Origin of the sequence: Rhizobium sp. SYY.PMSO (genome assembly GCF_046840415.1) — a bacterium.
Taxonomy (GTDB): Bacteria; Pseudomonadota; Alphaproteobacteria; order Rhizobiales; family Rhizobiaceae; genus Rhizobium.
Map to the genome: position 1 here is coordinate 449997 of NZ_CP177349.1, position 24690 is coordinate 474686.

Sequence of the window (24690 nt, forward strand, 5' to 3'; positions counted from 1 at the left end):
GTTGACGGCCGGTTGCAGCCGGCCATAATCGCTGAAATCAACGGGCGGGGGGGGTATGATGCGGAAGATCGGCGGCTATGCGGCGTTAATGGCGATGTTCGCTGCTCCGGCCCTTGCGAACGACACCATGGCCGAGCTGAGAACGGGCGGCCTCGCCTATGTCCGCACTGGCGATATCAGCATGGCCGAGGAAAAGCTCTTCGTTTCGCAGGCCGAAGTGCGCGTCGACTACATCTTCGAAAATACCTCCGACAAGGATGTCGAAAGCGTCGTTGCCTTCCCGATGCCCGATATCAAGGGCGACATCGACAGCATGGTCGATGCCGGAAACGTCGACTCCGACAATTTCCTCGGTTTCACGGTGACGCAGGACGGAAAGGCCATCACCCCGACGCTCCAGCAGCGCGTGACGGTGGCCGGTGTCGACATGACGGATGAGCTGAAAGCGCATGGCATTCCCTTGCTGCCGCTGAGCAAGGCGGCGATGGATGCCGTCGCCACGCTGCCCGTCGACGTGCTGGAGGACTGGACGGCTCGCGGCCTGATTGCCGACGACGAATATGACGGCGACGGTCAGGGCATGAAGCATCACCCGACGCCGATGTGGACGCTGCATACGACCTACTGGTGGCGGACGAAGTTTCCGGCCAAGGCCAGGATAGCCGTGGAGCACCGTTACAAGCCGAGCGTCGGTGGCACCGTGGCCATTACCTTTGCCGGCGAGGAAGATTACCAGAAGCAGCAGCTGCAGGCCTATCGCAGCAAATATTGCCTCGATGACGCCTTCCTGAAGACGGCGGTTAAGCTTGCGGCCGTGGCCGACAAGGGCGGCCGCAGCTATACCGAAAGCTGGATCTCCTACGTGCTGACGACGGGCGCCAACTGGTCCGGCCCGATCAAGCATTTCGAGCTGACGGTCGATAAGGGCAGCCCCGAGAACTACATCAGCTTTTGCGGCAGCGACGTGAAGAAGACGGGGCCGACCACTTTTCAGATGACGGCCCGGGATTTCTATCCCGAACATGATCTGGACATCCTCATTCTCGCCGCGGCGCCGGTGAATTAGGAAGCGTTTAAAGCCGGTTGCGCAAAATTAAATAATTTTAAAGCCGCAGCCTCTACTGGTGGCAGGGATTGCGACGGTCCGTTTCGAGAACGTCGCCTGCCATGAAGGCTTTGCGCTTCCGCGTCCCAATCATGCCCCCTCCGTGAATTCTCCGAGCACCGGGCCGTATTTCCTCCCAGCTGCGGCCCGACGATGCTCGCCAGGACCGGCGCTCAGGAGGCGCTCGCTCATGTTTGCGAAAAAACTCTCGTTGAATGGCAAGCTTGCCATCACGTTTACGGCGCTGATCGCCATTTTCGCCTGTGTTTCCGCATTCGTCTATTCCAAGGAAGAAGTCTCCGCCGGTGCGGCGATGGAGCAGGCCAGGTCGCAGCAGCTCGTCAGCATGATCGACGACTCGCTGCAGGCTATGCTGGAGCAGGCCGTCAATCTGCGCGGCTTTTTGCTTCTGCGCAGCGATAGCACCTATGGCGATGTCTTCAATAATCGCGAGCGGATGCTGAAGAGCATCGCCGCCGCCAAGCAGGCCGCAGCCGATTCTCCGGATCTGCTGCAGGCCATCGACAACATGCAGAAGGCGGCCGATCTCTATTTCCACCAGCTGGCGGAGCCGCAGGTCAAGGCCCGCAAGGAAACCGAAATGCCGCTCGACCAGATCGTCAAGATCGGCCAGAACGAGACCAAGGGACAGCTCGACGGCTTCCGTGAAGCGGCCGCCAAGATCAAGCAGGCCGCCCGCGCCAGGGCCAGCGATCTGGCTGCCCTTCAGGACGATGCCAATGGCGATCTGCGCCTGACCCTCATCATCGGCGGTATCTTCGCGTCGCTCGCAGCCGCCGTCTTGGCTTGGCTGCTGTCGCGCCTCATCGTGCGCCCGATCGTCGGCATGACCGCGGCCATGGGGCGCCTGGCCAATGGCGAGCATGATATCGAGGTTCCGGCAGTTGGCCGCGGCGATGAAGTCGGCCGCATGGCCGATGCCGTGCTGGTCTTCAAGCAGGCGGGAATCGAGAAGTTGCGCCTTGCCGGCGAGACCGACCGCATGCGTGACGACGCCGAACGCCAGCGCCGGATGAACGACGAACGGAAGGCGCGCGAGGAAGACGAAATCCGCTTTGCCATGGAAGCGCTCGCAGGCGGCCTCTCGGCTCTCTCGGCAGGCAATGTCGCAACCCGCCTGCACAACAGCTTTGCTCCGCAGCTCGACAGCGTTCGCACAGACTTCAACCATGCCGTCGAAAAGCTGGAAGGGGCCTTGCAGTCCGTCGGCTTCAACGCTCGCGCCATCAATGCCGGTGCCGACGAAATACGTTCGGCCGCCGACGACCTTGCGCACCGGACCGAGCAGCAGGCCGCCGCCGTCGAAGAGACTGCCGCGGCGCTGGAGCAGGTAACGACGACCGTTCGCGACTCCGCCAAACGTGCCGAGGATGTCGGCCATCTGGTCGAGCGCGCCCGTCTCGGCGCGGAGCGCTCGGGAGACGTGGTTCGCAAAGCCGTCTCCGCCATGCAGCAGATCGAAAAATCCTCAGGCGAGATCAGCAATATCATCAGCGTGATCGACGACATCGCCTTCCAGACCAACCTTCTGGCGCTCAATGCGGGTGTCGAAGCGGCCCGCGCAGGCGACGCCGGCAAGGGCTTTGCCGTCGTTGCCCAGGAAGTGCGCGAGCTTGCGCAGCGCTCCGCCAACGCCGCCAAGGAGATCAAGGCGCTGATCACCACCTCGAGCGATCAGGTTCACACTGGCGTTTCGCTGGTCGGCGAAACCGGCAAGGCCCTGGAATTGATCGTTTCCGAAGTGCAGGAGATCAACCGTCATGTCGGCGCGATCGTCACCGCGACCCGCGAACAGTCGACCGGCCTGCAGGAGATCAACACCGCCGTCAACAACATGGATCAGGGCACGCAGAAGAATGCCGCCATGGTCGAGGAGCAGACGGCTGCGAGCCATGCGCTTGCCCGCGAAGCCGCGAGCCTTAACGAGCTGTTGCAGCAATTCCGGCTCGGCAATGCCGCACCTGCCCGTCCGGCTGCGGCCACGGCAAGGTCGAAGCCGGCCGCATCTCCGGCCCGTGCTCTGGGTCGTACCGTCGCCAAGGCCTTTGGCGGCAGGGCGGCAACTGCCGCCGTCGCTGCGCAGGACGAGTGGGAAGAGTTCTAGAGCAATTCCAGGAAAAGTGCGCAGCGGTTTTCCGTTCGGAATTGCGTATAAACAAAGGGATAGAGCGGTTCATCGATTCCGTGAAACGAGGAACCGCTCTAACGACAGACACCTTCTCTCCGCTGGAGAGAAGGTGGACGCAAACGATTGAGTGAAAAGGTCATCGTGAAAGACTGGTTGAGGGGACTCGGAGCGTAGGCGACGAGTGCCTTCAGCGGCGAGCGAAAGGCGGCTTCGAGCGCGCGCAGCCCTCTCATCCGCCCTTCGGGCACCACCTTTCCAGGTGCGCTTCCACGAAAAGCGGAAAGGCTCTTTCGGGGGAGGCGGAAAAGCCTCACCCTGCCGCTTCGACGATCCGGTCATGGCCGAGCGCCCGGAAGACCGTTTGCACGATGCCGGCCCGGTCGAGGCCGGCCCTGGCGTTCATCGCCTCGGGCTTTGCCTGTTCCATCCAGATATCGGGCATCACGAGCGAGCGGATCTTCAGGCCGCTGTCGAGCAGGCCCTCGTTGGCGAGGAACTGCATGACCTGGCTGCCGAAGCCGCCGACCGAGCCTTCTTCGATGGTGATCAGAATTTCGTGGTGGGCGGCCAGCTGGCGGATGAGATCGTGATCGAGCGGCTTGGCGAAACGTGCATCCGCGACGGTCGTCGACAAGCCGGCGGCATCGAGATCCTCGGCCGCGGCAAGGCTGTCGGCCAGCCGCGTGCCGAAGGACAGCAACGCGACTTTCGAGCCCTGCTTCATCACGCGGCCCTTGCCGATTTCGAGGATCTGGCCGCGTTCCGGCAGATCGACGCCGACGCCTTCACCGCGCGGATAGCGGAAGGAGATCGGGCCGAGGTCGTAAGCAGCGGCGGTGCGCACCATATGCTTGAGTTCCGCTTCGTCGGCGGCGGCCATGACGACGAAGCCGGGCAGCGTCGCAAGGAAAGCCGTGTCGAAGGAGCCCGCATGGGTCGGGCCGTCGGCACCGACGAAGCCGGCGCGGTCGATCGGGAAGCGCACCGGCAGGCCCTGGATCGCCACGTCATGCACCACCTGGTCGTAGGCGCGCTGCAGGAAGGTGGAATAAAGGGCGGCGAACGGCTTGTAGCCTTCGGCGGCAAGCCCGGCGGCGAAGGTCACGGCATGCTGCTCGGCAATACCGACGTCGAAACAGCGCTTGGGGAAGAATTCCTGCAGCTTGTCCAGGCCGGTGCCGTTCGGCATGGCGGCGGTAATGCCGACGATCTTCTCGTCGAGCGTCGCCTCCTGCACCAATGCATCGGCGAAGACGCTGGTATAGCTCGGCGCATTCGGCTTCACCTTGGTCTGCGCGCCGGTGATGACGTCGAACTTGTTGACGCCGTGATATTTGTCGGCGGCCGCTTCGGCGGGGGGATAGCCCTTGCCCTTCTGCGTGACGACATGGATCAGCACCGGCCCCTGCGCATTGTCGCGGACATTGCGCAGCACCGGCAGCAGGTGCTCGAAGGAATGACCGTCGATCGGGCCGATATGGTAGAAGCCCATTTCCTCGAACATGGTGCCGCCGGTCACATAGCCCCGTGCGTGCTCGACGGCCCGCGTGATGGCGCGGTCGACCTTCTTGCCGAGATAGGCCGTCAGCTTCTTGCCGAAGTCGCGGAAGCCTATGTAGGTGCGGCCGGAAGCGAGCCGGGCGAGATAGGCGCTCATCGCCCCGGTCGGCGGGGCAATCGACATGTCGTTGTCGTTGAGAATGACGATCAGCCGCGCGTCGAGCGCGCCGGCATTGTTCAAGGCCTCGTAGGCCATGCCGGCCGACATCGCGCCGTCGCCGATGACGGCGATCACGCGGCGGTCGGTCTTATCCAGCTCGGCGGCCACCGCCATGCCGAGGCCGGCGGAAATGGAGGTCGACGAATGCGCCGCGCCGAAGGGATCATATTCGCTTTCGGCCCGGCGCGTGAAGCCGGAAAGGCCGTCTTCCTGGCGCAGCGTGCGAATGCGGTCGCGACGCCCGGTCAGGATCTTGTGCGGATAACACTGATGCCCGACATCGAAGATCAGGCGGTCGTTCGGCGTATCGAAAACGCTGTGGATGGCAATGGTCAGTTCGACGACGCCGAGACCGGCGCCGAGGTGCCCGCCGGTGCGCGATACCGCATCGATCATCTCGTCGCGGACTTCGCGGGCGAGTTGCGGCAATTCCCGGTCCTCCAGCTTTCGCAGGTCGGAAGGATATTGGACCCGGTCCAGCAGGGGCGTCTGTGGCATTTGTGTCAAGGCTGATGCCTCTTTCTTGCTATTCTTGGGCGGTTGCCCGCCTTTACGTCAAAACAGATTGCGACAAAAGACGCCGAATTCAAGGTGCTCCCGAACAAGAAACATGTGGGATTGTCATGAACCCGTTAGCCTTCCGGCAGGGGAATGAACTCTTCCTCGTCGCCCGGCACGATATCGAAGCGGCCGGTGCGCCATTCTTCCTTGGCCTTTTCGATGCGTTCCTTTGAGGACGAAACGAAATTCCACCAGATATAGCGCTTCGAATTGAGCGCTGCACCGCCAAAAAGCATGAGATGACAGCCTTTTTCGGCGGCTTCCAGCGTAATCGCATCGCCGGGCCGGAAAACGAGAAGCTGATCCTGTTCGAAACGATCGCCGGCGACGACGAGCGAGCCGGAGAGAATGTAGACTGCGCGCTCCTCGTGGGCGGCCCCGAAGGGAAACGTTGCGCCCGGCTGCAGCTGCAGATCGACATAAAGCGTATCGGAGAAGGATTTTACCGGCGACTTGAGGCCTTCGAACTCGCCGATCACCACTCGCCCCGTTACACCGCCGTCGGCGATGGCAGGCAATTCGTCTTTCTCGGTATGGGCGAAGGAGGGGGCGATCTCCTCCTTCTCGTCGGGAAGCGCCAGCCATGTCTGCAGGCCGGACATGGCAAACGGATGGTCGCGCAGGTTTTCCGGCGTGCGCTCGGAATGGACGATGCCGCGGCCCGCGGTCATCAGGTTGACGTCGCCGGGGCGGATCACCTTGGCCGTACCGAGGCTGTCGAGGTGGCGGATCTCGCCGTCGAAAAGATAGGTGACGGTTGAAAGGCCGATATGCGGGTGCGGACGGACGTCGAGCGCCTCGCCCGGCCGAAGGATGGCCGGTCCCATCCGGTCGAAGAAGATGAACGGTCCTACCAGCCGGCGCCGGCTGCTCGGAAGTGCGCGCCGCACGGAGAAGCCGCCGAGGTCGCTGGTGCGCGGAATAATGAGGTTCTCGATCGCGTCGCAGGCGAAGGCGTCACCGGCCTGCGGATCGTTTCCTGGGAAGAAGGACATGTCGGCTCTCCTTTCGGCTGGGACCAACCTACCGGGTCCACCCTACCGGGAATGTCCGGCAAACTCAAACTTTCCCGTGCGGCCTCACTGCCCGTCCAGCGGCTCCGTGCCCTGCGGCTTGCCCGCACGGTCGAGCCTGATCTTCTCGATGCGGTTTTCCGCGGCCGACAGCAGCGTCTCGCAATGCTTCTTCAGCGCTTCGCCGCGCTCGTAGATGGCGATGGATTCATCCAGCGCCACATCGCCGCGCTCGAGCCTTGCCACGATGCTTTCAAGCTCCGCCACGGCCTTCTCGAAGGAATAGCCCGATACATCCGCCTTGGCGCTCTCGCTCATCGTCAACCTCTCATCATGCGTAGAATATGCATCCCCGCCGACTCGGCGAGGCCTTCCAGATCATAGCCGCCTTCGAGCAGGCTGACGACCCGGTTCTTCGCGCTTCGGTCGGCGACTTCGAGCAGCCGTCCCGTCGCCCAGTCGAAATCCTCGCCGGTCAGGTTGAGTTGCGCCAGCGGATCGCGGTGATGGGCGTCGAACCCTGCCGAGATGATGATAAGGTCGGGGCGGAAGTCATGCAGCGCCGGCAGCACGCGCGACTTGAAGGCTTCGCGGAAATGATCGCCGCCGGTATTGGGAGAAAGCGGCGCATTGACGATGGTGTCGTGCGCGCCGCGCTCGTCCTTCTTGCCGGTGCCCGGATAGAGCGGCATCTGGTGGGTGGAACAGAAAAGCACGGACGGATCATCCCAGAAGATGTCCTGCGTGCCGTTGCCGTGATGCACGTCCCAGTCGACGATGGCGACGCGCTCGGCGCCATGGACCTTTTGCGCGTGGCGGGCGGCGATTGCGGCATTGTTGAAAAAGCAGAAGCCCATGGCCTTGCTCTTCTCCGCGTGATGTCCCGGCGGGCGGGCCGCGACGAAGACGTTGTCGGCAGCACCGGAGAAGACGTCGTCGACCGCCGCCATGGCGCCGCCGACGCCATGCATGATCGCCTGCAGCGTCTTCGGGCTGGCATAGGTATCCGCCTCGAGCTGGTTGATCTCGCCCTCGTCGCCTCTGTCCGGCATCGAGCGCAGCACGAACTCCAGATGCTCCTCGGGGTGGACGAGCAGGATCGCATCCTCGTGGGCGGGAGGCGCCTTTCGCCGGTCCAGCCGTTCGAAATTTGGGTGCTCCAGCGCGATGTTGAGCGATCGCAGCCGATCCGGCCGCTCAGGATGGCCGGGCGGAACAATATGTTCGAGAAAGATCGGATGTTCGTAAAGACGTGTGCTCATGGGGCCAATCTATAGATGAGGTGTGACGCCTATTACAGGACATGGACAATGTCACTACAATGTCAACAACCCATCTTAACCACTTTCAGATGGCGCCCGTTTACTTATCGGGGCCGGGTGTTAAGCTTTCATTAAGGTCAGCATGGCGTCGGCCGAGGTTATTGCGTGATGGCGAGAGCAGAACGATCCGATGTCATCGAGGTAAGGGTGCCGCCGCGCGATGTCGACCGGCACGGCCAGATGTTCATCGCTTCCTATATCTCGCAGGCGGAAACGGCCCTGTCGCATTTCTGGCGCACGCGGCCGCTGGTTGACGACGAGCCCATCTATATTGCCAGGAAAGCCTCCTGTTCGCTGCACCGCGCCTTGCACTATGACGAGCTTGCCCGCTTCTCCATCAGCGTCAACAAGATCGGCGGCAAATCGATTGGTTTCGTCGTTGCGGTCGAGACCGGCAATGAACTGGCGGCGGAAGTGGAAATCCTCTGGCTTGCGGTTCGTGGCGATGAGCACGATCCGGCGCCTTTGCCGGAGGACACGCGCGACTGGCTCTACAAATATCTGGCTTGAGCGGATCTGGAGCAATTCCAGGGAAAGCTGAGCCGGTCTAGCTCCGCTGCGGCAGAAGCGGGTAGCCGGCCATGACGGCACGGCCGACGAGCGCTGCGACAACCGCCTTGACGACATCGCCCGGCACGAAGCCCATCGATCCGAGAAACGCCTTGCTGAAGCCGATATTGGCGGCCAGCCAGGCGATGCCGAATGCATAGAGCACCACCACGCCGCCGGCCACGGCGGCAATGAAAAAGCCGACGCCCTGCACGAGGCCGCTCTGTTCGGGCTTCACCAGTTGCTCCGAGAGATAGCCGGTGACGAGGGCCGCGAAAATCCAGCCGACGAAGAAGCCGGCCGTCGGACCGACGAATACCGCAAGGCCGCCACGGCCGCCCGACAGCACCGGCAGGCCGATGGTGACAAGCACCACCACCAGCAACACGGCAATCGTGCCGCGCTTGGCGCCGAGCACGACGCCGGCAAGCATGACACCGAGCGATTGGGCGGTGATCGGAACCGGGATGATGCCGATGGGGATCGGCGGCAGCAGGCCGAGCGCCACGATGATGGCGGCAAAAAGCGCCGAGAGGACGAGATCGCGGGTGTTCATGGCGGCTCCTTGCGAAAAAGACCTGTGTTCATTGACGCCGAATGCCGCGCGCGTCAATCGCAGCCGCGATATTATCGGCGTCGCGCAGCGTGAGGATGATCAGCGGCGCGAGCGTCGTCGCCAGGCGTATCTTGATCCCCCGCGCCTGATGTGCTTCGCGAATGGCCCTGTAGCGGTCGAGAATCTCGGGCACGAAACGGATCACGAGGCCGATTGCAAGCCCGATATCGGCGGCTTTGAGCAGGCCTATCTTTTCGAGCGGCATGGCGAGCGCCGTGATCTCGTCGATGAAAGCGGCCATCGAGGTCGTCGCCGTCACCGTCGCGGCAAACAGGGCGAGCGCCGTCAGACGCAGCGCCGTGACGATTGCGGCGTGCAGCGGGCCGACGAGTGCTGCGAAGACTGAAAGGACTGCGATCGAGATCAGGATAGGCCGCAGCCGCTTCAATGCTTCTCCGATCGGCAGGCCGCTGCGAAAATAAAGAGCGGCGCCGACAAGGTTTGCGCAGGCAAGGGCGGCGATGGATTGGGTGAGGAAAAGCACTACGCCGAAGGCGGTCAGCGCGAGAAGTTTCAGGCGCGGCGACAGCCGGTGCAGCCAGGTATCGACATCGACATGCAGCGTCTGCATCAGGCGGCCAGCTCCCTGTAGCGCGCAATCGCTTCCGCTGCCGCAGCATCGGCGACGAGCCGGCCCTGGTCGAACAGCAGTACCCGCTCGAAATCCTCAAGCAGCGGCAGATCGTGGCTGATGACGATGACGCTTTCCGGCAGCCCCGCGATGGTCTTTTGCACCAACGCCCGGTTCTTGAGATCGAGCTGGTTGGTCGGCTCGTCCAGAATGAGGATGTCTGGACCCGTCACCAGCACCGCGCAGAGGGCGGCCATCTGCAATTCCCCGCCGGAAAGCTCATGTGCACGCCGCGCAGCGAGATGGCTCACGCCGAATCGGCCGAGGACGCTCTCGACTGCCGCCTCGATCTGCGCCTTGTCATATCCGCGCGCCTTGAGCCCGAAGGCGATGTCGTCGCGCACGATGGGCAGGATGATCTGGTTCTGCGGCGACTGGAAGATATAACCGACCGTTCCAAGGACCTTGTCGGCATCGGTGACGGTATCGACGCCGTTGACGGTGACGCTCCCCGTCGTCGGCTTGACGAGCCCGTTGATCAGCCGCGCAAAGGTCGTCTTGCCGGAGCCGTTGAGGCCGATGATCCCGATGCGGCGCTCCTGAAGCGTCAGGCTCAAGGGATATAGCGCGGTGCGCTTACCATAATCGACGCCGGCATTGTCGAAGCGGATATTCAAGCGGCTTCCCTGTACTTTAATGCTATCGCGGAGCTATAGCGCATCGCGCCGATTTATCAAATCGATGCCTCTTTGAAAGCATGGGAATTTATGCCTATGATCCATGCATGACGAATCTGCTCTCGAATCGCGATGCCCGCCGCGTGTTCCTTGCCAAGCAGGGGCTCGCCAATCCGCCGAACCGCGCCTTGAGCAAGGCGGGCCTGCTGCAGCTCATCCAGGACATCGGCTTCGTGCAGGTGGACAGCATCGCCACCGTCGAGCGCGCTCATCACCAGATCCTTTTTTCCCGCAACCAGACCTATCGGCGTGAGCATCTGACCGAGCTTCTGGAAAAGGATGGCGCGCTCTTCGAGAACTGGACGCATGATGCCTCCATCCTGCCGAGCGCCTTCTTCGTCTATTGGAAGCACCGCTTCCGCCGCGAGGACGAGGCGATCATCGCGCGCTGGCGCAAGTGGCGCGGGGAGGGGTTCGAGGCGGCATTCGAGGAAACTTACGAGCGCGTGCTGAAGAATGGCGCGATCACCGCCCGCGAGGTCAAGGCCGAGGATCATGTTTCCGGCGGCTGGTGGAACTGGCACCCGAACAAGACGGCGCTCGAATATTTCTGGCGCACCGGCAAGTTCGCCATCGCCGGCCGCACTAATTTCCAGAAGGTCTACGATCTCGTGGAGCGCGTGCTGCCGAGCCATTTCCATGAGCCGGAAGTCGACCACGACGAATTCGTCGACTGGGCCTGCCGCAGCGCGCTGCAGCGCCTGGGCTTTGCGACCTCGGGCGAAATCGCCGCCTTCTGGGATCTGGTGACGCCGCAGGAGGCCAGGACATGGGTCGAGACGCATCGCGACGAACTGACCGATGTGCTGATCGAGGCTGCCGGCGGCGGCAAGCCGCGGCCGTCCTTCGCCTTCCTCGATTTCCACGCAAGGCTCGACGATCATGCCGAAGCGCCGGCGCGCATCCGTGTCCTCAGCCCCTTCGATCCGACCTTGCGGGACCGCAACCGCACCGAACGCCTCTTCGGCTTCTTCTACCGCATCGAGATTTTCGTGCCCGAGCCGAAGCGCGAATACGGCTATTATGTCTTCCCGCTGCTGGAAGGCGACCGGCTGATCGGCCGCATCGACATGAAGGCCGACCGCAAGGCGGGCACGCTGGACGTCAAGCGCCTGTGGCTGGAGCCCGGCGTCAAGGCATCGGCCGGCCGATTGGAGAAGCTGGAAGCGGAGCTGGAACGCGTCGCCCGTTTCACGGGTGTTGAAAAGGTGGTGTTTCTCGACGGTTGGCGCGGCACTTAATGTGTCGGCTTCATTGACTTATGAGAGCGCATTGGGAAAGGGGAGGGTCCATTGTCGGTGCCAGTTATCGAGGGCCGCAATGTCAGGCTCCGTCCGCCATGTGAAGACGATGCCGATGTGCGGTTCTCCCTGGGCACGAATGCCGAGATCGCGGAGATGTATGGCCTCGACAAGGACGACATCAAGCCCATGACCCGCGAGGGCGCGGTCCGATGGGTGCAATGGCTTGCCGAGCGTCCGCACGCCTGGGTCATCGAGATCAACGGTGCCTTTGCCGGCGAAATCAGATTGGACAACGTCAACGCGCAGGACAGGCGCGCGACGATGGCGATCGGCATCGGCAATCCTGCCTTGCTTGGTAAGGGCTTCGGCACGGAGGCGATCGATCTTCTGCTGCGCCACGCCTTCGAAGACATCGGCCTGCATCGCATCGGAATACGCGTGCTCGCCTATAACAGGCGCGCCATCCGTGCCTATGAAAAATGCGGATTTGTCATCGAAGGCAGGGAGCGGGAGACGGCTTACGTCAATGGCAGCTGGCACGACGACATCATGATGGGCCTGCTGGATCGCGAGTTTTTGGCATTGCAAGGGTGAGACTGCCGCTGAGGCGTCAGGATTGTGTATCGCCGAAAGACGCGGCCAATGGACAGTGGTATTGACCGCCTCCCATTAAGGGCAGGGCCCTCGCATGCGAGATGAGATCGTTACCCCAGGTGGACGGGGCAAATCGATCAGCACCCTCATCCGACCCTTCGGGCCACCTTCTCCCCGAGGGGAGAAGGGACATGCCGCGCCAACCGGCTCCATATGCTCCGACCTCCCCTCGGGGGGAGGGTGGGTCAGCAGATTTCCGTCCTGGCGATCTTGATGCCAAAACCTTCCAGGCCGACATAGTGCCGTTCGCGACTGGTGAGCAGCTTGATCGAACTGACGCCGAGATCCTTCAGGATTTGCGCGCCCAGACCGATTTCCAGCCATTCGCTATCGCGCGTCTGGGCCTCGGCATGCACCTCGCGGCCGGTCTGGCGCGACTTGCGGCCGTTGTCGAAATGGCCGACGCCGACGGAGCCTTCGCGCAGATAGACGATGATGCCGCGACCCTCCTCGGCGATCTTCTTCATGTAGAAATCGACCGGGCTGCGCTTGCCGAAGATATCCTCGGCAACGTTTTCCGGATGCAGGCGGACCGGTATGTCGACGCCGTCGCGGATATCGCCGAAGACGACGGCGAGATGCTGCATCGGGTCCCAGGGCAGCGAATAGGTGTGTGCCCGCGCCTTGCCGAACGGCGTTTCGATATCGAAGCTGGCGCCGAGTTCGATCAGCGTTTCCTTGCGCTGGCGGTAGGCGATGAGATCGGCGACGGAAACGAGCTTCAAACCGTGCTGCTCGGCGAAGCTCACGACCTGCTGGCCGCGCGTCACCGTGCCGTCGTCATTGACGAGTTCGCAGATGACGCCGATCGGCGGCAGGCCGGCAAGCTTGCAGAGGTCGACGGCCGCTTCCGTGTGGCCAGAGCGCATGAGCACGCCGCCTTCGCGGGCAACGAGCGGGAAGATATGGCCAGGGCGAACGAAATCGGTGGGACCGACATTCGGATTGGCGAGATTGCGCACCGTCAGCGTCCGGTCGTCCGCGGAAATGCCCGTCGTGGTGCCGTGCTTGAAGTCGACCGAGACGGTGAAAGCCGTCGTATGCGCGGAGTCGTTCTCGGCGACCATGGCATTGAGGTTCAGCCGCTTTGCTTCCTCGCGCGGCATCGGCGTGCAGACGATGCCGGAGGTGTGGCGAACGATGAAGGCCATCTTTTCCGACGTGCAATGAACCGCAGCGACGATCAGGTCGCCTTCGTTTTCGCGATCGTTATCGTCCATGACGACGACGATCTCGCCAGCCTCGAAGGCCCGGATGGCATCGACAACGCGCTTCTGGTCGTAAGACATCTCGAAATTCCTATCTCTGTCGGCCGGTCTGGCCGCGATCCCTCAGATAATGGTCGGCAACGGCACAGGCAACCATCGCCTCGCCGATGGGCACGGCGCGAATGCCGACGCATGGATCGTGGCGGCCCTTGGTGCGCACATCGACATTGTTGCCGTCTGCATCGATCGACTGGCGCTCCGTCAGGATCGAGGAGGTCGGCTTGATGGCGAAGCGGGCAACGACCGGCTCGCCCGTGGAAATGCCGCCCAGAATCCCGCCGGCATGGTTGGACAGGAAGATGCGATTGCCGTCATTGCCCATGCGCATCGCATCGGCATTTTCCTCGCCGGTCAGCTCGGCGGAGGCGAAGCCTTCGCCGATTTCCACGCCCTTGACGGCATTGATCGACATCAGCAGCGAGGCGATATCCTGGTCGAGCTTGCCGTAGATCGGCGCGCCGAGGCCCGCCGGCACGCCCTCGGCCACGACCTCGACCACGGCGCCGATCGAGGAGCCGGCTTTGCGGATGCCGTCGAGATACTCCTCCCATACCGGCACGATGGCCGGATCCGGGGCGAAGAACGGGTTCTGGTCCACCTGCGCCCAATCCCAGTTGGCGCGATTGATCTTGTGCTTGCCGATCTGCACCAGCGCGCCGCGGATCGTGACGCCCGGCACGACGAGGCGGGCAATGCCGCCGGCGGCAACGCGTGCCGCCGTTTCTCGGGCAGAGGAGCGACCGCCGCCGCGATAGTCGCGGATGCCGTATTTGACGTCATAGGTATAGTCGGCATGGCCGGGGCGGTAGCGCCGCGCGATTTCGCCGTAATCCTTGGAACGCTGATCGGTATTCTCGATCAGCATCGAGATCGGCGTGCCCGTCGAGATCATCGTCTCGCCGTCCTCGTCCAGCATCACGCCGGAGAGCACCCTGACGAGATCGTCCTCGCGCCGCTGCGTGACGAAGCGCGATTGACCGGGTTTGCGCTTGTCCAGCCAGACCTGAATATCCTCCAGCTTGAAGCGGAAGCCCGGAGGGCAGCCGTCGACGACGCAGCCGAGCGCCGGACCATGGCTTTCGCCCCAGGTGGTGACGCGGAAGAGGTGACCGAAAGTATTGTGCGACATGAAAAACGACCGGTTTGGTGCAGCCTGACGGACAGGCCGCGTCTTGTCTCTTGCAATTGCGGCACACTCATAGGCCAAAATGCCGGCAAGACAAAATCTTTCTTTCCGGCGGTGCGCCAACCGCGGTCGCCGGCTGCCTTTGTGCACCTCGGCGCTATGGTAAACAAAGCCTGATCCGCGCTGTGGATTGTGGCGTCGTGTTCACCAATTGGGCGAGCAAAGCCACCATTGCGGGCAACTTCCGCCATATTCGCAGTGTTCTCTAGGATCATAAGAAATCACAGTCGAATTGACGTTAAGGGGTTACGACCATGCGCTTTTTTGTAGCGACGCTTTTGGCCACGGCAAGTCTTCTTGCTCCCGTCGCTGGCTTTGCCGAAAGCGCGGATGTCGAGGCAACGATCAAGAAGGTCGATGCGAAGAATTTCAGCATCACGCTGGACGACGGCAAGAACTATCAGGTGCCGGAGGATTTCGATTTCAACGGCCTGCAGGCCGGCGTGAAGGTCGTCGTCTTCTACACGGAAGTCGACGGCAAGCGCGTCGTCAACGATCTCGATATCGTCCAGTGATTGCCGGCGCCGCCAGGCAACTGGCGGCCCAAGCGAACGCGGTGCTTCGGACGCGATCGTTTCCCGCAGGTTCCCGAGCCGCACCGCCCGCGCTCATGCGGGAATTGCTCTACATCCAGCCGATAATCTTCATTTGCGGGACGACTTTCAGGATCTGGTCCTGATGGATCGGAATTTCGGCCGCCTCTTCCTTTTCGACATCGCCGACCAGGCGGAACAACGTGCGGATGACGCCGCCGTGGGTAACGCAGACGGTCGGCCGGTCGACGGACGCCAGCCAGGAGCCGACGCGCCAGGAGAGGATTTCATAGCTTTCGGCATCGTCGCCCGGCGGGATGAAATCCCATTTGTTCGCCTTGCGCTCGGCAAGCCGGTCGGGTTGCGTCGCCTTCAATTCCTTGAGGGTAAAGCCTTCCCACGCGCCGAACGACACCTCGACCAGCCGGTCGTCAGTGCGATAGTCCCCGGGCGGCAGGCCCATGGCCTTGCGTGCGATTTCCATGGTTTCGCGCGTGCGCCGCAAGGGGCTGGCGACGAAATCGAAGGGCCGGTTCTCGAAGGCGAGGATTTCGGCGAGATCGATGCCGTTCTGCCGCGCCTGTTCGCGGCCGATGGCATTGAGATCAATGTCCTTCTGCCCTTGCAGGCGACGCTCGGCATTCCAGTCGGTCTGACCGTGACGTATCACATAGAGGATGGGCGACACGGCCAGTCTTTCTGTTGGTCAGTCCTTCGCGACGGAAATGTCGGGCGCATCCACGGCCTTCATGCCGACGGTGTGGTAGCCGGAATCGACATGGTGAACTTCGCCCGTAACGGCCGTCGAGAGATCGGACAGCAGGTAAAGGGCGGAATTGCCGACTTCGTCGATCGTGACGGTCCGCTTCAGCGGCGCGTTGTACTCGTTCCACTTGAGGATGTAGCGGAAGTCGCCGATGCCGGATGCCGCGAGCGTCTTGATCGGGCCGGCCGAGATGGCGTTGACGCGAATGCCGCGGCTGCCGAGATCGACGGCGAGGTAGCGCACGCTTGCTTCCAGGGCAGCCTTTGCCACGCCCATGACGTTATAGTGCGGCATGACCTTTTCCGCACCGTAGTAGGTGAGGGTGATCATCGAGCCGCCGTCATTCATGATTCGCTCGGCGCGCTGTGCAACCGCCGTGAACGAATAGACGGAGATGTCCATCGTCTTGGTGAAGTTGTCGCGGCTGGTGTCGAGGTAGCGGCCGGTCAGCTCGTCCTTGTCGGAGAAGGCGATGGCGTGCACGACGAAATCGATCTTGCCCCATTTGGCTTCGAGCGTATCCATGACCGCATCGATCGTTGCCGGTTCGGTCACGTCGCAATGGCCCGCCATGAAGGCGCCGAGCTCCTGAGCGAGCGGCTCGACGCGCTTCTTCAGGGCATCGCCCTGCCACGTCAACGCGATTTCGGCTCCGGCATCCGAACAGGCCTTGGCAATACCCCACGCAATAGAACGGTTGTTTGCTACGCCGAGGATGACGCCGCGCTTGCCTGCCATGAGGCCAGTGGATTGAGCCATATTCTGCTCCCTTGAACTTTCGAATGACCCTGCCTATGGCATAGCCCGTTCCCCTGTTCAAGCATCGTAAAGATCATCAACTGTTAGGGATCGTAACAAAGGGTGCTGTTGTCACCAAAATTTCACAGGAAAAGCCCTTCGCGCATGCTGCGCATGAGATCCGTGACCTTGTCGTCGGGTTTTTCCCAGAGCATCAGCCGCAATTCGACGACCAGATCGCCTTTTCCGCCATTGCCGTCGGGCAATCCTTCTCCCGGAATGCGGACGGTTTGGTCCGAACCGGACCAGGCCGGCACCGTCAGCCCGACGGGGCCGTTCAATCCTTCGACCATGGCTTCGCAGCCGAGAACCGCATTTTCGATGGTGATGGGCAGGATCGTGCGCACGTCGCTGCCGTCCAGCGTGAAGCGCCCGTCGGTCGACAGATGGACGGTGACGGCGACATCGCCGCGCAACATGCCCTGCAGCTTCAGTCCCTGTCCCTTGAGGTGAAGCACCTGGCCATTGGCGATATCCGTCGTCGCCTGGAAGCGCGCCTCGCGGCCATCGGACAGGGGAACGATGATCCACCGGCTCTTCAGCATGTCGTCGATCGTCACGCTGGCTTCGGCGGCAACCTCGGGCGTCTTTTCCGGCGGCTTTTCGGGGACGTTGCCGCCGGTGATGCGGCGCACGAGCGAGCTCAGGATGCCGAATGCGGAACGCGAGCCGGCTGGAGCGGTTCCTGTCGCCAGCAACTCTTCTTCCACAGGCGCTTCCTCCGTGGCGGCCGTAGCGGCTTCCGGCCGTATCTCGGCGTGCTGCGCACCCGCTGACGTTGTGGCTTGCTCCTGTTGCCCGCGGGCGGCCTTCACCCCGAAAATGCGCTCGACCATATCCTCGGGGGATTCGCCGGCTGCGCTCTGCGGGGCGGACTGACCGGCAGCGGCGTCCGCCGCCGCCTTGCGCGCATTCGCTCGGGCAAGCTCTTCCATGATCTTCTCGGCATTGGCGCGTGCGGCCCTGGCGCGCTCGGCCGCCTCTCGGGCCGCCTGCCGCTGCTCCATGATCGTCTGTTCCTGGCTCTGGCCCTTGGCTTCGGCCATGCGCGCGATCTGATCGTAACGGCCGCGCTTCTGCGGATCCTTCAGGGTCTCGTAGGCGCGACCGATTTCGGCAAAGCGCTCCGTCGCCGTCGGGTCGCCGATATTGTGGTCCGGATGGGCGGTTTTCGCCAGGCTGCGCCAGGCGGCCTTGATTTCATCCGCCCCCGCATCCTTCCTGACACCCAGCACCTTGTAGGGATCGCGCATCTTTCCCGCCATCATTCATGGATGTGCCCAGCCCCATCGCAGCACCCCCAAGCAAAGAACCCGTTGATTGCGCTTCGCCGCCCTGCTTCCCCCGGGAAGACACGGCGATGCGCGTATAAGCCGATCCTGCGGGAAAAGTTGCTAATCAGGCGTTAGCCGGATAGGCCCGGACGACTGCCATCTGGAGGCATGGTTAGCCAATCGCTAACGAAGAACGCTGGCAATGAGCGGCCGGATGCGAAGCATATGTGCAATGTGCGCTAAGCGGCCTTGACCGCATGGCTGAAACAGCCGTCCTGCATGGAGAAAACAGAGATTGTCGTGGTCAGCCGGCCTGCTGGAAGCTGAGCAGCTGCCATTCGCCCTGGCCGACGAGGCAGGTCCTGCCGGAGAAGTTGGCAATGCCCTGATAGGAGTGTCGGCTGGTGCGGAATTGCCGGCAGACCACGCCGGCCGCGTTGTTTTCGACGATCGCGTCGATGACGCCGGCACTACCGGTTGAGGCATTGGCCCAGGGAATGGGCTGGCCGTTGAGCCTGTGCAGATCCGCCGAGGTGACGGCGTTGCGTACGGTGGCTTCATCGGAGATGCTGTCGGCCGTTACGGGAGCCGTCGGCACCGTGCCGGTGGAAACGCTGCGATCCACCGTCGCAGAGCTCAGATAGTCCATGCCGCCGCCGACGCAGCCGCCAAGGGTGAAAAGGGAGACAAGGGCGACAGCCATAGTCACGCCTTTTGCAAGCTTGCGCTTTGTATCAACGGTCGACTTTGCTATGACTTCCACCCGAACATTTCGGCCGGCCAGAGGGGCCAGCGGTTATTAGGAATTGCGGAGTATTTGAACTAATATGTCGGAAAACGAGTTAACAAGCGGTGACTTTACCGAGCAGAACGAGCCCTTCACACTTTTCGCGGCCTGGCTGCGCGAGGCGGAAACGACGGAGCCGAACGACCCGAATGCGGTTGCCCTGGCAACGGTGGATAAGGATGGTTTGCCAAATGTCCGCATGGTTCTTCTAAAAGGCTTCGATAGTGACGGATTCGTATTCTATACGAATTTCGAAAGCCAGAAAGGCCAAGAAATTCTTTCCCAGAAGAAAGCGGCCATGTGTTTCCACTGGAAGTCGTTGCGTCGTCAGGTACGGTTGCGCGGCCTGGTTGAGGTGGTGAGCGACAAAGAGGCCGACGAGTATTTCAAGTCAAGGGCGCGGGGCAGCCGCATCGGCGCCTGGGCCTCGAAACAGTCCCGTCCGCTCGAGGGTCGCTTCGCGCTGGAAAAGTCGGTCGCGGAATATACGGCCCGCTATGCCATCGGCGACATTCCGCGCCCGCCTTACTGGTCCGGCTTCCGCATCCGGCCGCTTTCGATCGAATTCTGGCACGATCGCCAGTTTCGCCTGCATGACCGCATCGAATTTCGCCGCGATGTGCCGGAAGGTGCCTGGCAGAAGGTGCGGATGTATCCCTGAACCCTATGCCGTTTGCCGACGCCCCATCAGCCGCATGGGGATGCCGGAGGCGAGTGCCGACGCATAACGGGCCTTCTGGTAATGGCCGTTCAGCGACAGCCGCGGCAGCAGCGTGGGCGCATGGCCGTTGGTGATCGTGCCGGGCCGCGTCGTGACGCCGACGGAAAAGCCGAGCTCTGCCGCGAGCCGGCCCTCGCGCGGCGAGACGGCATCTAGCGTGCCATAGGGATAAGCGATCGCGATCGGTCGCTTTCCGGCGATATCGGCGACGTAATCGGCCGAAAGCGCCATTTCCGCGGCGGCCTCTGCCTCCGGAAGCCTCGCCAGCGCCCGATGGCTGACCGTATGCGCGCCGAGCGACGCGAGCGGATGGCGGACAAGTTGCCTCAATTCGTTCCGGTCCATGATCGATGCGCGGACGATATCGAGCGGTTCCAGGCCGTGGCGCCGGGCAAGCTCGTCGATCCGGCTGACCGCTTCGCTTTCCTCATGGCCGTGGACGAAAGCGGCAAAGCGGACAAAGGCGGCGTGTTTCTGGCTGTCCTTGCCGAGCGGCAGGAACGCCCCGCCGGAGCCGAAGTCGAATGTCAGCCGGTCCAGCCGGCCGAGTAGTTCGGCCAGCGTTTCCCACCATATGCTGTGAGTCCGTTCCGAAAGCCCCTGGGCGACGAAGACGGTAAAGGGTGCGTTGTGGCGCGCGAAGACCGGCAAGGCGTGTTCGAGATTGTCGCGGTTGCCGTCATCGAGCGTGAAGGCGACGAAGGGCGGCTTGCCGGCGGCATTCGCCGCCCGCGACGGCAGGGCGTCGAGCGCGATGAACTCGTAGCCATCCTGTTTCAGGCGGGCGAGCGCGCGATCGAGAAATTCGGGCGAAATCTCAAGATGCGCGTTGGGGGCAAAACGGGGGGGAAGGGCAGGGCGGACATGATGAAGGGTGAAGATGGTGCCGAGGCCGGCAACGTCGCGCATCAGGCCCGCGCCACTTAAAATTGCGGCGGCCTCCAGCCCGCTGGAGATCATTGTGCGCTTGAGGCGGACCTTGATGCCCTGTTCCATACGGATCGACCCGGTTGACCAATGCCAACGCTTTAGCCCATCCTGCGTTAAACCTTGCTGAATCTTCGCCGTATTTCCAATACGTTAATAGTTATTTTACCAGCAATAGCAAAATTGAAGAACTATGGAGGCTGTTGCCTCAATATCGCACCGATATCAGGTTTTTTGTCGCAAAATCATACAGGGATTGATGCGGTGTGTTGGCATTCTTTCGGTTGGGGACAATTATGAAACGACTTTTGGTGGCTCTGTCTGCTGCCGTCCTGCTCTTGAGCGCTCCTGTGGCGAGCTTGGCCGGCAGCGCCTATTTCATCATGGATGCGAAGACCGGCAAGGTGCTCGCCTCCAGCAATGCGGATGACCTCAACCATCCGGCATCGCTGACCAAGATGATGACCTTATACCTGACCTTCGAGGCGATTCATCGCGGCAAGCTGGGCTGGAACACGCGGATACCGGTGTCGCGCAACGCCGCCGCCAAGCCGCCGACCAAGCTCGGCCTCAAGCCTGGCAGCGCCGTGACCGTTCGCGAGGCCGTCGACGGCATGATCATCAAGTCCGCCAACGATGCGGCCGCCGCCATGGCGGAAGCGCTGGGCGGCAGCGAGAGCGGCTTTGCCCGGCTGATGACGCAGAAGGCGCGCGAGATCGGCATGCGCCGCACGGTTTTCGTAAATGCTTCCGGCCTTCCGAACATGCAGCAGGTGACGACGGCACGCGACATGTCGACGCTCGCGGTTGCGCTCATCAACAATTATCCCCAGGAATACCGGCTCTTCTCGCAGGTGAGCTTCAACTATCGCGGACATCGTGTCCGCGGCCACAACAATCTGATGTATCGCTACGAGGGCATGGACGGCATCAAGACCGGCTATACCAACGCGTCCGGTTTCAACCTGGTCAGCGCCGTGCGTCACGGCAATCGCCGCGTGATCGGTGTCGTCATGGGCGGCGCCACGGCGCGCGGCCGCGATGCGCTGATGGCATCGCTGCTGGATCGCTACATGCCGAAGGCAAGCGCGGCTTCGACATCGCGGCTCGTAGCGAGTGTCGGCGGCGGCAAGATTGCAAGGCAGGTCGAAGTGGCCTCCGCCTCCGATGACGTCGCCGTCGATGTCGATACGCAGACGACCGCAACGACGACGATCAACAAGCGTGCCGAAGTCGTACCGATGGCCTTTGCCGCCGCTTCCAACGTCACCGTGCCGATGGATCGCCCCGCAGCCATGGATGAAATTCTCGTTGCCGGCAAATCGGCAGCGACGGGCGGCTGGCAGGTGCAGATCGCCGCAACGCCGACCGCTCAGGCCGCGAAGGATCTGCTCTCCGAAGCAAAATCCCGGACCGGCAGCGCGCTCGCCAATGCCTCGCCCTATACCGAAGCCGTCGGCAAGGGCAGCGGCACGGTTTATCGTGCCCGCTTCGTCGGTTTTGCAAGCCGCGACGACGCAAATTCCGCCTGCTCCGCTTTGAAGCGCAAGGATTTCGATTGCATGCTGCTGCCGAACAAGGGCTGAGCATAATCTGAACTGGAAAAAGTCGAGCCGGCGGGGAAGCCTCCGCCGGCTCGACTTTTTTTCGGGAATCGTTCATCAATGTCTGGAACATAAGAGGAACGACATCGATGCTGGCAGATCTGATGAAGCAATTCGAAGCGGCCTCGGCGACCTATGCCGCCGACAACGGGCTGGAACGCGACGACGATTGGTTCGTCCTCAAACTCCAGGAGGAGATGGGGGAACTGATCCAGATCTGGAACAGGATAACGGGCCGCGGGCGCCGCAAGGGCATGAGCGAATCGGAGCTGGCGACGGCGCTCGCCGATGAGACGGCCGACGTGCTCGGCCATATCCTTCTCTTCGCGCACCGCAATGGCCTCGATCTCAACGCTGCCGTCGAGCGCAAGTGGCGCTTTCGCCCGCCCCAGGACTGAGGGCAGGGGAATTTAAGCCTTGGTGCCGCCGACGGTAATCTGGTCCATGCGCAGATGCGGCTGGCCGACGCCGACCGGAACCCACTGGCCACCTTTGCCGCAATTGCCGATGCCGGTATCGAGCTTCATGTCGTTGCCGATCATCGTGACGCGCTTCATGGCGTCCGGGCCGTTGCCGATCAGCATGGCGCCCTTGATCGGAGCGCCGATCTTGCCGTTCTCGATGAGATAGGCCTCCGTGCAGCCGAAGACGAACTTGCCCGAGGTGATATCCACCTGGCCGCCGCCGAAGGAGACGGCATAGATACCCTTCTTCACCGAAGCGATGATTTCTTCCGGCGTCTTGTCGCCGCCAAGCATGTAGGTATTGGTCATGCGCGGCATCGGCGTATGGGCGTATCCCTGGCGACGGCCGTTGCCGGTCGCCTTCATGCCCATCAGCCGCGCATTCTGCCGGTCCTGCATGTAGCCGACAAGCTTGCCGTTTTCGATCAGCACATTGTAGGCCGAAGGCGTGCCTTCGTCGTCCACGGTGATCGAGCCGCGGCGGTTTTCGATCGTACCGTCATCGACGACGGTGACGCCGGGTGCCGCGACCATCTGGCCCATCAGTCCCGCAAAAGCAGAAGTCTTCTTGCGATTGAAATCGCCTTCCAGCCCATGGCCGACGGCTTCGTGCAGCATCACGCCCGGCCAGCCGGAGCCGAGCACGACGTCCATCGTGCCGGCCGGCGCCTCGATCGCCTCGAGATTGACGAGCGCTTGCCGCAGGGCTTCGTCGGCGCCGCGATGCCAGTTGTCCTGGGCCACGAAATCGCCGAAGCCGATGCGCCCGCCCGTGCCGAAGGAGCCGGCTTCCTGCCGGTCGCCGTCGCCCACGATCACGGAGATGTTGATGCGGGTCATGGGGCGGATGTCGCGCACGCGATGGCCGTCGGCGCGCAGGATATCGACCACCTGCCAGCTCGCGGCGATGGATGCCGTCACCTGTCGGACCTTGTCGTCCTTGTCGCGCAGGTAGCTGTCGATCTGCTGCAGGAGCTTCGCCTTCTCCTCGAAGCTCGGCGTGCCGATCGGGTTTTCGTCGCCGTAGAGCAGCTTGTTGGTGCGCTGGGGCGCGGCGGCGTAGGAGCCGGCATAACCCGAGGTGACCGCGCGCACCGCATCGGCCGCGCGCTTCAGCGCGGCCTCGGAAAGATCACCGGCATGGGCATAGCCGACCGCATCGCCGGCGACCGCGCGAAGGCCGAAGCCTTGCTCGGTATTGAAGCTGCCGCCCTTCATCCGGCCATTGTCGAATGTCAGCGATTCCGCCTGGACGTGCTCGACGAAGAGCTCGCCGTCATCGGCGCTCGACAGCGCATCGGCGACGATGCCGCGCAGCTTGGCTTCATCGGCGTCGAAAAGGGTAAGGAGATCGGTGTTCATGGGTCTGTTGCTCCGTTCAGAGCCGATGTAGGCCTCGCACGGCGCAAGAGCAAGCCCATCCCGTCAGGGAAGGGCGTCGTAGCCTTCCGCGAAGCCCTTCAGATCCACAGGAATGCCGATGCCTTCCTCTGGCGACTGGAAGACGATGAAGGTCGCGGTGGCGCCGCTGCGCAGCGTCTTCAGCAATTCGTCCTCGAGCACGACTTCGGCGTAGCAGCCATCGGAGAAGCAGCGCACGAAATAGGCGCGGCCGATATCCTTGCCGTCGATATTCAGGCCGAGGCCGTTCGGCAGCAGCACGCCGAGCGGCGCCAGCACGCGCAGGATCTTCGATTTGCGGTCGGCGGTCTTCAGTACGACGACGGAAAGGCCGATTTCCGGCCGGTCTTCGGCGATCACGTTCTGCATCAGCGCGCATTGCTCGGTCGAAGCGCCGGCCGGCTTGTCGCAGACGACGGACCACGCGCCGTGGCTGGAGCGCACCGTACCCGGCGGCTGCGGAACCTGGCTGGTCGGAACCTGCTGCGTATGCGGCTGCGGCTGGCCCTGCTGCTGGGGCTGCAACTGCTGGGTCTGCTGCGCCGGCGGCTGAGTCTGTTGTGCCTGCTGCGCCCATGCGGGCGCCGCGACTGCGGCAGCGACGCTGCCGGTAACAAGCAAAAGCCGGGCGAGGGAACGAAAACCCATGGAAACCTCTAGATTCGAATCAGTGCCGCTATTGTTGAAGCCCAGGCCGGCAAATGAAAAGCCCCGCGTGCT

The 24690-nt window shown here is 62.6% G+C and carries 25 protein-coding genes; 9 read left to right on the top strand and 16 right to left on the bottom strand.

Annotated elements, in window-relative coordinates:
• Positions 1-58: 58 nt before the first annotated feature.
• Positions 59-1066 carry a DUF4424 domain-containing protein gene (locus ACJJVH_RS02140; protein WP_112804170.1) on the top strand — a complete coding sequence of 336 codons (1008 nt, stop codon included), beginning with the start codon at positions 59-61 and terminating at the stop codon, positions 1064-1066.
• A 229-nt stretch (positions 1067-1295) separates the two neighbouring features.
• Positions 1296-3230: a methyl-accepting chemotaxis protein gene (locus ACJJVH_RS02145; protein WP_412064638.1), complete on the top strand. Its 1935-nt coding sequence runs from the start codon at positions 1296-1298 to the stop codon at positions 3228-3230.
• 334 nt (positions 3231-3564) lie between these two features.
• On the opposite strand, the gene dxs is transcribed toward ACJJVH_RS02145, so the two are convergent.
• From dxs to ACJJVH_RS02165, 4 genes are all read right to left on the bottom strand, one after another.
• Positions 3565-5481, bottom strand: coding sequence for a 1-deoxy-D-xylulose-5-phosphate synthase (gene dxs / locus ACJJVH_RS02150; protein WP_113385293.1), 1917 nt, complete (start codon positions 5479-5481; stop codon positions 3565-3567).
• Between the two features lie 125 nt (positions 5482-5606).
• Positions 5607-6530, bottom strand: coding sequence for a pirin family protein (locus ACJJVH_RS02155; RefSeq protein ID WP_113370397.1), 924 nt, complete (start codon positions 6528-6530; stop codon positions 5607-5609).
• Positions 6531-6614: 84 nt separating this feature from the next.
• Positions 6615-6866: an exodeoxyribonuclease VII small subunit gene (locus ACJJVH_RS02160; RefSeq protein WP_112804174.1), complete on the bottom strand. Its 252-nt coding sequence runs from the start codon at positions 6864-6866 to the stop codon at positions 6615-6617.
• 2 nt (positions 6867-6868) lie between these two features.
• Positions 6869-7810 (bottom strand): histone deacetylase family protein, encoded by a 942-nt coding sequence (locus tag ACJJVH_RS02165; protein WP_112804175.1) that lies wholly within the window; start codon positions 7808-7810, stop codon positions 6869-6871.
• A gap of 168 nt (positions 7811-7978) precedes the next feature.
• Here ACJJVH_RS02165 and ACJJVH_RS02170 point away from each other — a divergent pair, with 168 nt between their 5' ends.
• On the top strand, positions 7979-8380 hold the full coding sequence (locus ACJJVH_RS02170) for a thioesterase family protein (RefSeq protein ID WP_113355976.1): 402 nt from the start codon (positions 7979-7981) through the stop codon (positions 8378-8380).
• Positions 8381-8417: 37 nt separating this feature from the next.
• Here the strand turns inward: ACJJVH_RS02170 and ACJJVH_RS02175 are convergent, their stop codons facing one another.
• From ACJJVH_RS02175 to ACJJVH_RS02185, 3 genes are read right to left on the bottom strand one after another with little or no spacing between them, the layout of a single operon-like run.
• Positions 8418-8975 (bottom strand): biotin transporter BioY, encoded by a 558-nt coding sequence (locus tag ACJJVH_RS02175; RefSeq protein ID WP_112804182.1) that lies wholly within the window; start codon positions 8973-8975, stop codon positions 8418-8420.
• Between the two features lie 28 nt (positions 8976-9003).
• On the bottom strand, positions 9004-9606 hold the full coding sequence (locus tag ACJJVH_RS02180; protein ID WP_113435330.1) for an energy-coupling factor transporter transmembrane component T family protein: 603 nt from the start codon (positions 9604-9606) through the stop codon (positions 9004-9006).
• Positions 9606-10283, bottom strand: coding sequence for an ABC transporter ATP-binding protein (locus ACJJVH_RS02185; protein WP_113385291.1), 678 nt, complete (start codon positions 10281-10283; stop codon positions 9606-9608). Before ACJJVH_RS02185 ends, ACJJVH_RS02180 begins: the two co-directional genes overlap by 1 nt.
• Before the next feature lie 107 nt (positions 10284-10390).
• Between ACJJVH_RS02185 and ACJJVH_RS02190 the strand changes: the two genes are divergently transcribed.
• Both ACJJVH_RS02190 and ACJJVH_RS02195 read left to right on the top strand, forming a co-directional pair.
• Entirely contained in the window at positions 10391-11584 is a 1194-nt protein-coding gene (locus ACJJVH_RS02190; protein WP_412064639.1) for a winged helix-turn-helix domain-containing protein, read from the top strand.
• Positions 11585-11641: 57 nt separating this feature from the next.
• Positions 11642-12181: a GNAT family N-acetyltransferase gene (locus ACJJVH_RS02195; RefSeq protein ID WP_113406116.1), complete on the top strand. Its 540-nt coding sequence runs from the start codon at positions 11642-11644 to the stop codon at positions 12179-12181.
• A gap of 245 nt (positions 12182-12426) precedes the next feature.
• Here the strand turns inward: ACJJVH_RS02195 and ribB are convergent, their stop codons facing one another.
• On the bottom strand, positions 12427-13530 hold the full coding sequence (gene ribB, locus ACJJVH_RS02200; RefSeq protein WP_112796526.1) for a 3,4-dihydroxy-2-butanone-4-phosphate synthase: 1104 nt from the start codon (positions 13528-13530) through the stop codon (positions 12427-12429).
• Positions 13531-13540: 10 nt separating this feature from the next.
• Positions 13541-14638, bottom strand: a complete 1098-nt coding sequence (gene aroC / locus ACJJVH_RS02205; RefSeq protein ID WP_113385288.1) for a chorismate synthase — start codon at positions 14636-14638, stop codon at positions 13541-13543.
• A 311-nt stretch (positions 14639-14949) separates the two neighbouring features.
• On the opposite strand from aroC, the gene ACJJVH_RS02210 reads away from it, so the two are divergent.
• On the top strand, positions 14950-15210 hold the full coding sequence (locus ACJJVH_RS02210) for a DUF1344 domain-containing protein (RefSeq protein ID WP_112341176.1): 261 nt from the start codon (positions 14950-14952) through the stop codon (positions 15208-15210).
• A 109-nt stretch (positions 15211-15319) separates the two neighbouring features.
• Here the strand turns inward: ACJJVH_RS02210 and ACJJVH_RS02215 are convergent, their stop codons facing one another.
• From ACJJVH_RS02215 to ACJJVH_RS02230, 4 genes are all read right to left on the bottom strand, one after another.
• Entirely contained in the window at positions 15320-15916 is a 597-nt protein-coding gene (locus tag ACJJVH_RS02215; RefSeq protein WP_412064640.1) for a histidine phosphatase family protein, read from the bottom strand.
• Between the two features lie 18 nt (positions 15917-15934).
• The gene (fabI, locus tag ACJJVH_RS02220) at positions 15935-16753 is read right to left on the bottom strand and encodes an enoyl-ACP reductase FabI (RefSeq protein ID WP_112796531.1); all 819 of its coding nucleotides are present in this window, start codon (positions 16751-16753) and stop codon (positions 15935-15937) included.
• Between the two features lie 122 nt (positions 16754-16875).
• Complete coding sequence (locus tag ACJJVH_RS02225; RefSeq protein ID WP_412064641.1) at positions 16876-18045, bottom strand: DnaJ domain-containing protein; 1170 nt, start codon at positions 18043-18045, stop codon at positions 16876-16878.
• A 325-nt stretch (positions 18046-18370) separates the two neighbouring features.
• A complete protein-coding gene (locus tag ACJJVH_RS02230) occupies positions 18371-18829 on the bottom strand; it encodes an RT0821/Lpp0805 family surface protein (RefSeq protein WP_112796533.1) in 459 nt (152 codons plus the stop codon).
• 64 nt (positions 18830-18893) lie between these two features.
• Between ACJJVH_RS02230 and pdxH the strand changes: the two genes are divergently transcribed.
• On the top strand, positions 18894-19514 hold the full coding sequence (pdxH, locus tag ACJJVH_RS02235) for a pyridoxamine 5'-phosphate oxidase (protein WP_112796535.1): 621 nt from the start codon (positions 18894-18896) through the stop codon (positions 19512-19514).
• Positions 19515-19517: 3 nt separating this feature from the next.
• Here pdxH and ACJJVH_RS02240 read toward each other — a convergent pair whose 3' ends face one another.
• Entirely contained in the window at positions 19518-20570 is a 1053-nt protein-coding gene (locus ACJJVH_RS02240) for a polysaccharide deacetylase family protein (protein ID WP_412064642.1), read from the bottom strand.
• A 227-nt stretch (positions 20571-20797) separates the two neighbouring features.
• On the opposite strand from ACJJVH_RS02240, the gene ACJJVH_RS02245 reads away from it, so the two are divergent.
• Both ACJJVH_RS02245 and ACJJVH_RS02250 read left to right on the top strand, forming a co-directional pair.
• Positions 20798-22087 (top strand): serine hydrolase, encoded by a 1290-nt coding sequence (locus ACJJVH_RS02245; RefSeq protein WP_412064643.1) that lies wholly within the window; start codon positions 20798-20800, stop codon positions 22085-22087.
• A gap of 107 nt (positions 22088-22194) precedes the next feature.
• A complete protein-coding gene (locus tag ACJJVH_RS02250; protein ID WP_112796539.1) occupies positions 22195-22503 on the top strand; it encodes a pyrophosphatase in 309 nt (102 codons plus the stop codon).
• Between the two features lie 12 nt (positions 22504-22515).
• On the opposite strand, the gene tldD is transcribed toward ACJJVH_RS02250, so the two are convergent.
• Both tldD and ACJJVH_RS02260 read right to left on the bottom strand, forming a co-directional pair.
• Positions 22516-23931, bottom strand: coding sequence for a metalloprotease TldD (gene tldD / locus ACJJVH_RS02255; protein WP_412064644.1), 1416 nt, complete (start codon positions 23929-23931; stop codon positions 22516-22518).
• Positions 23932-23994: 63 nt separating this feature from the next.
• On the bottom strand, positions 23995-24618 hold the full coding sequence (locus ACJJVH_RS02260) for an invasion associated locus B family protein (RefSeq protein ID WP_112797330.1): 624 nt from the start codon (positions 24616-24618) through the stop codon (positions 23995-23997).
• Positions 24619-24690 lie beyond the last annotated feature (72 nt).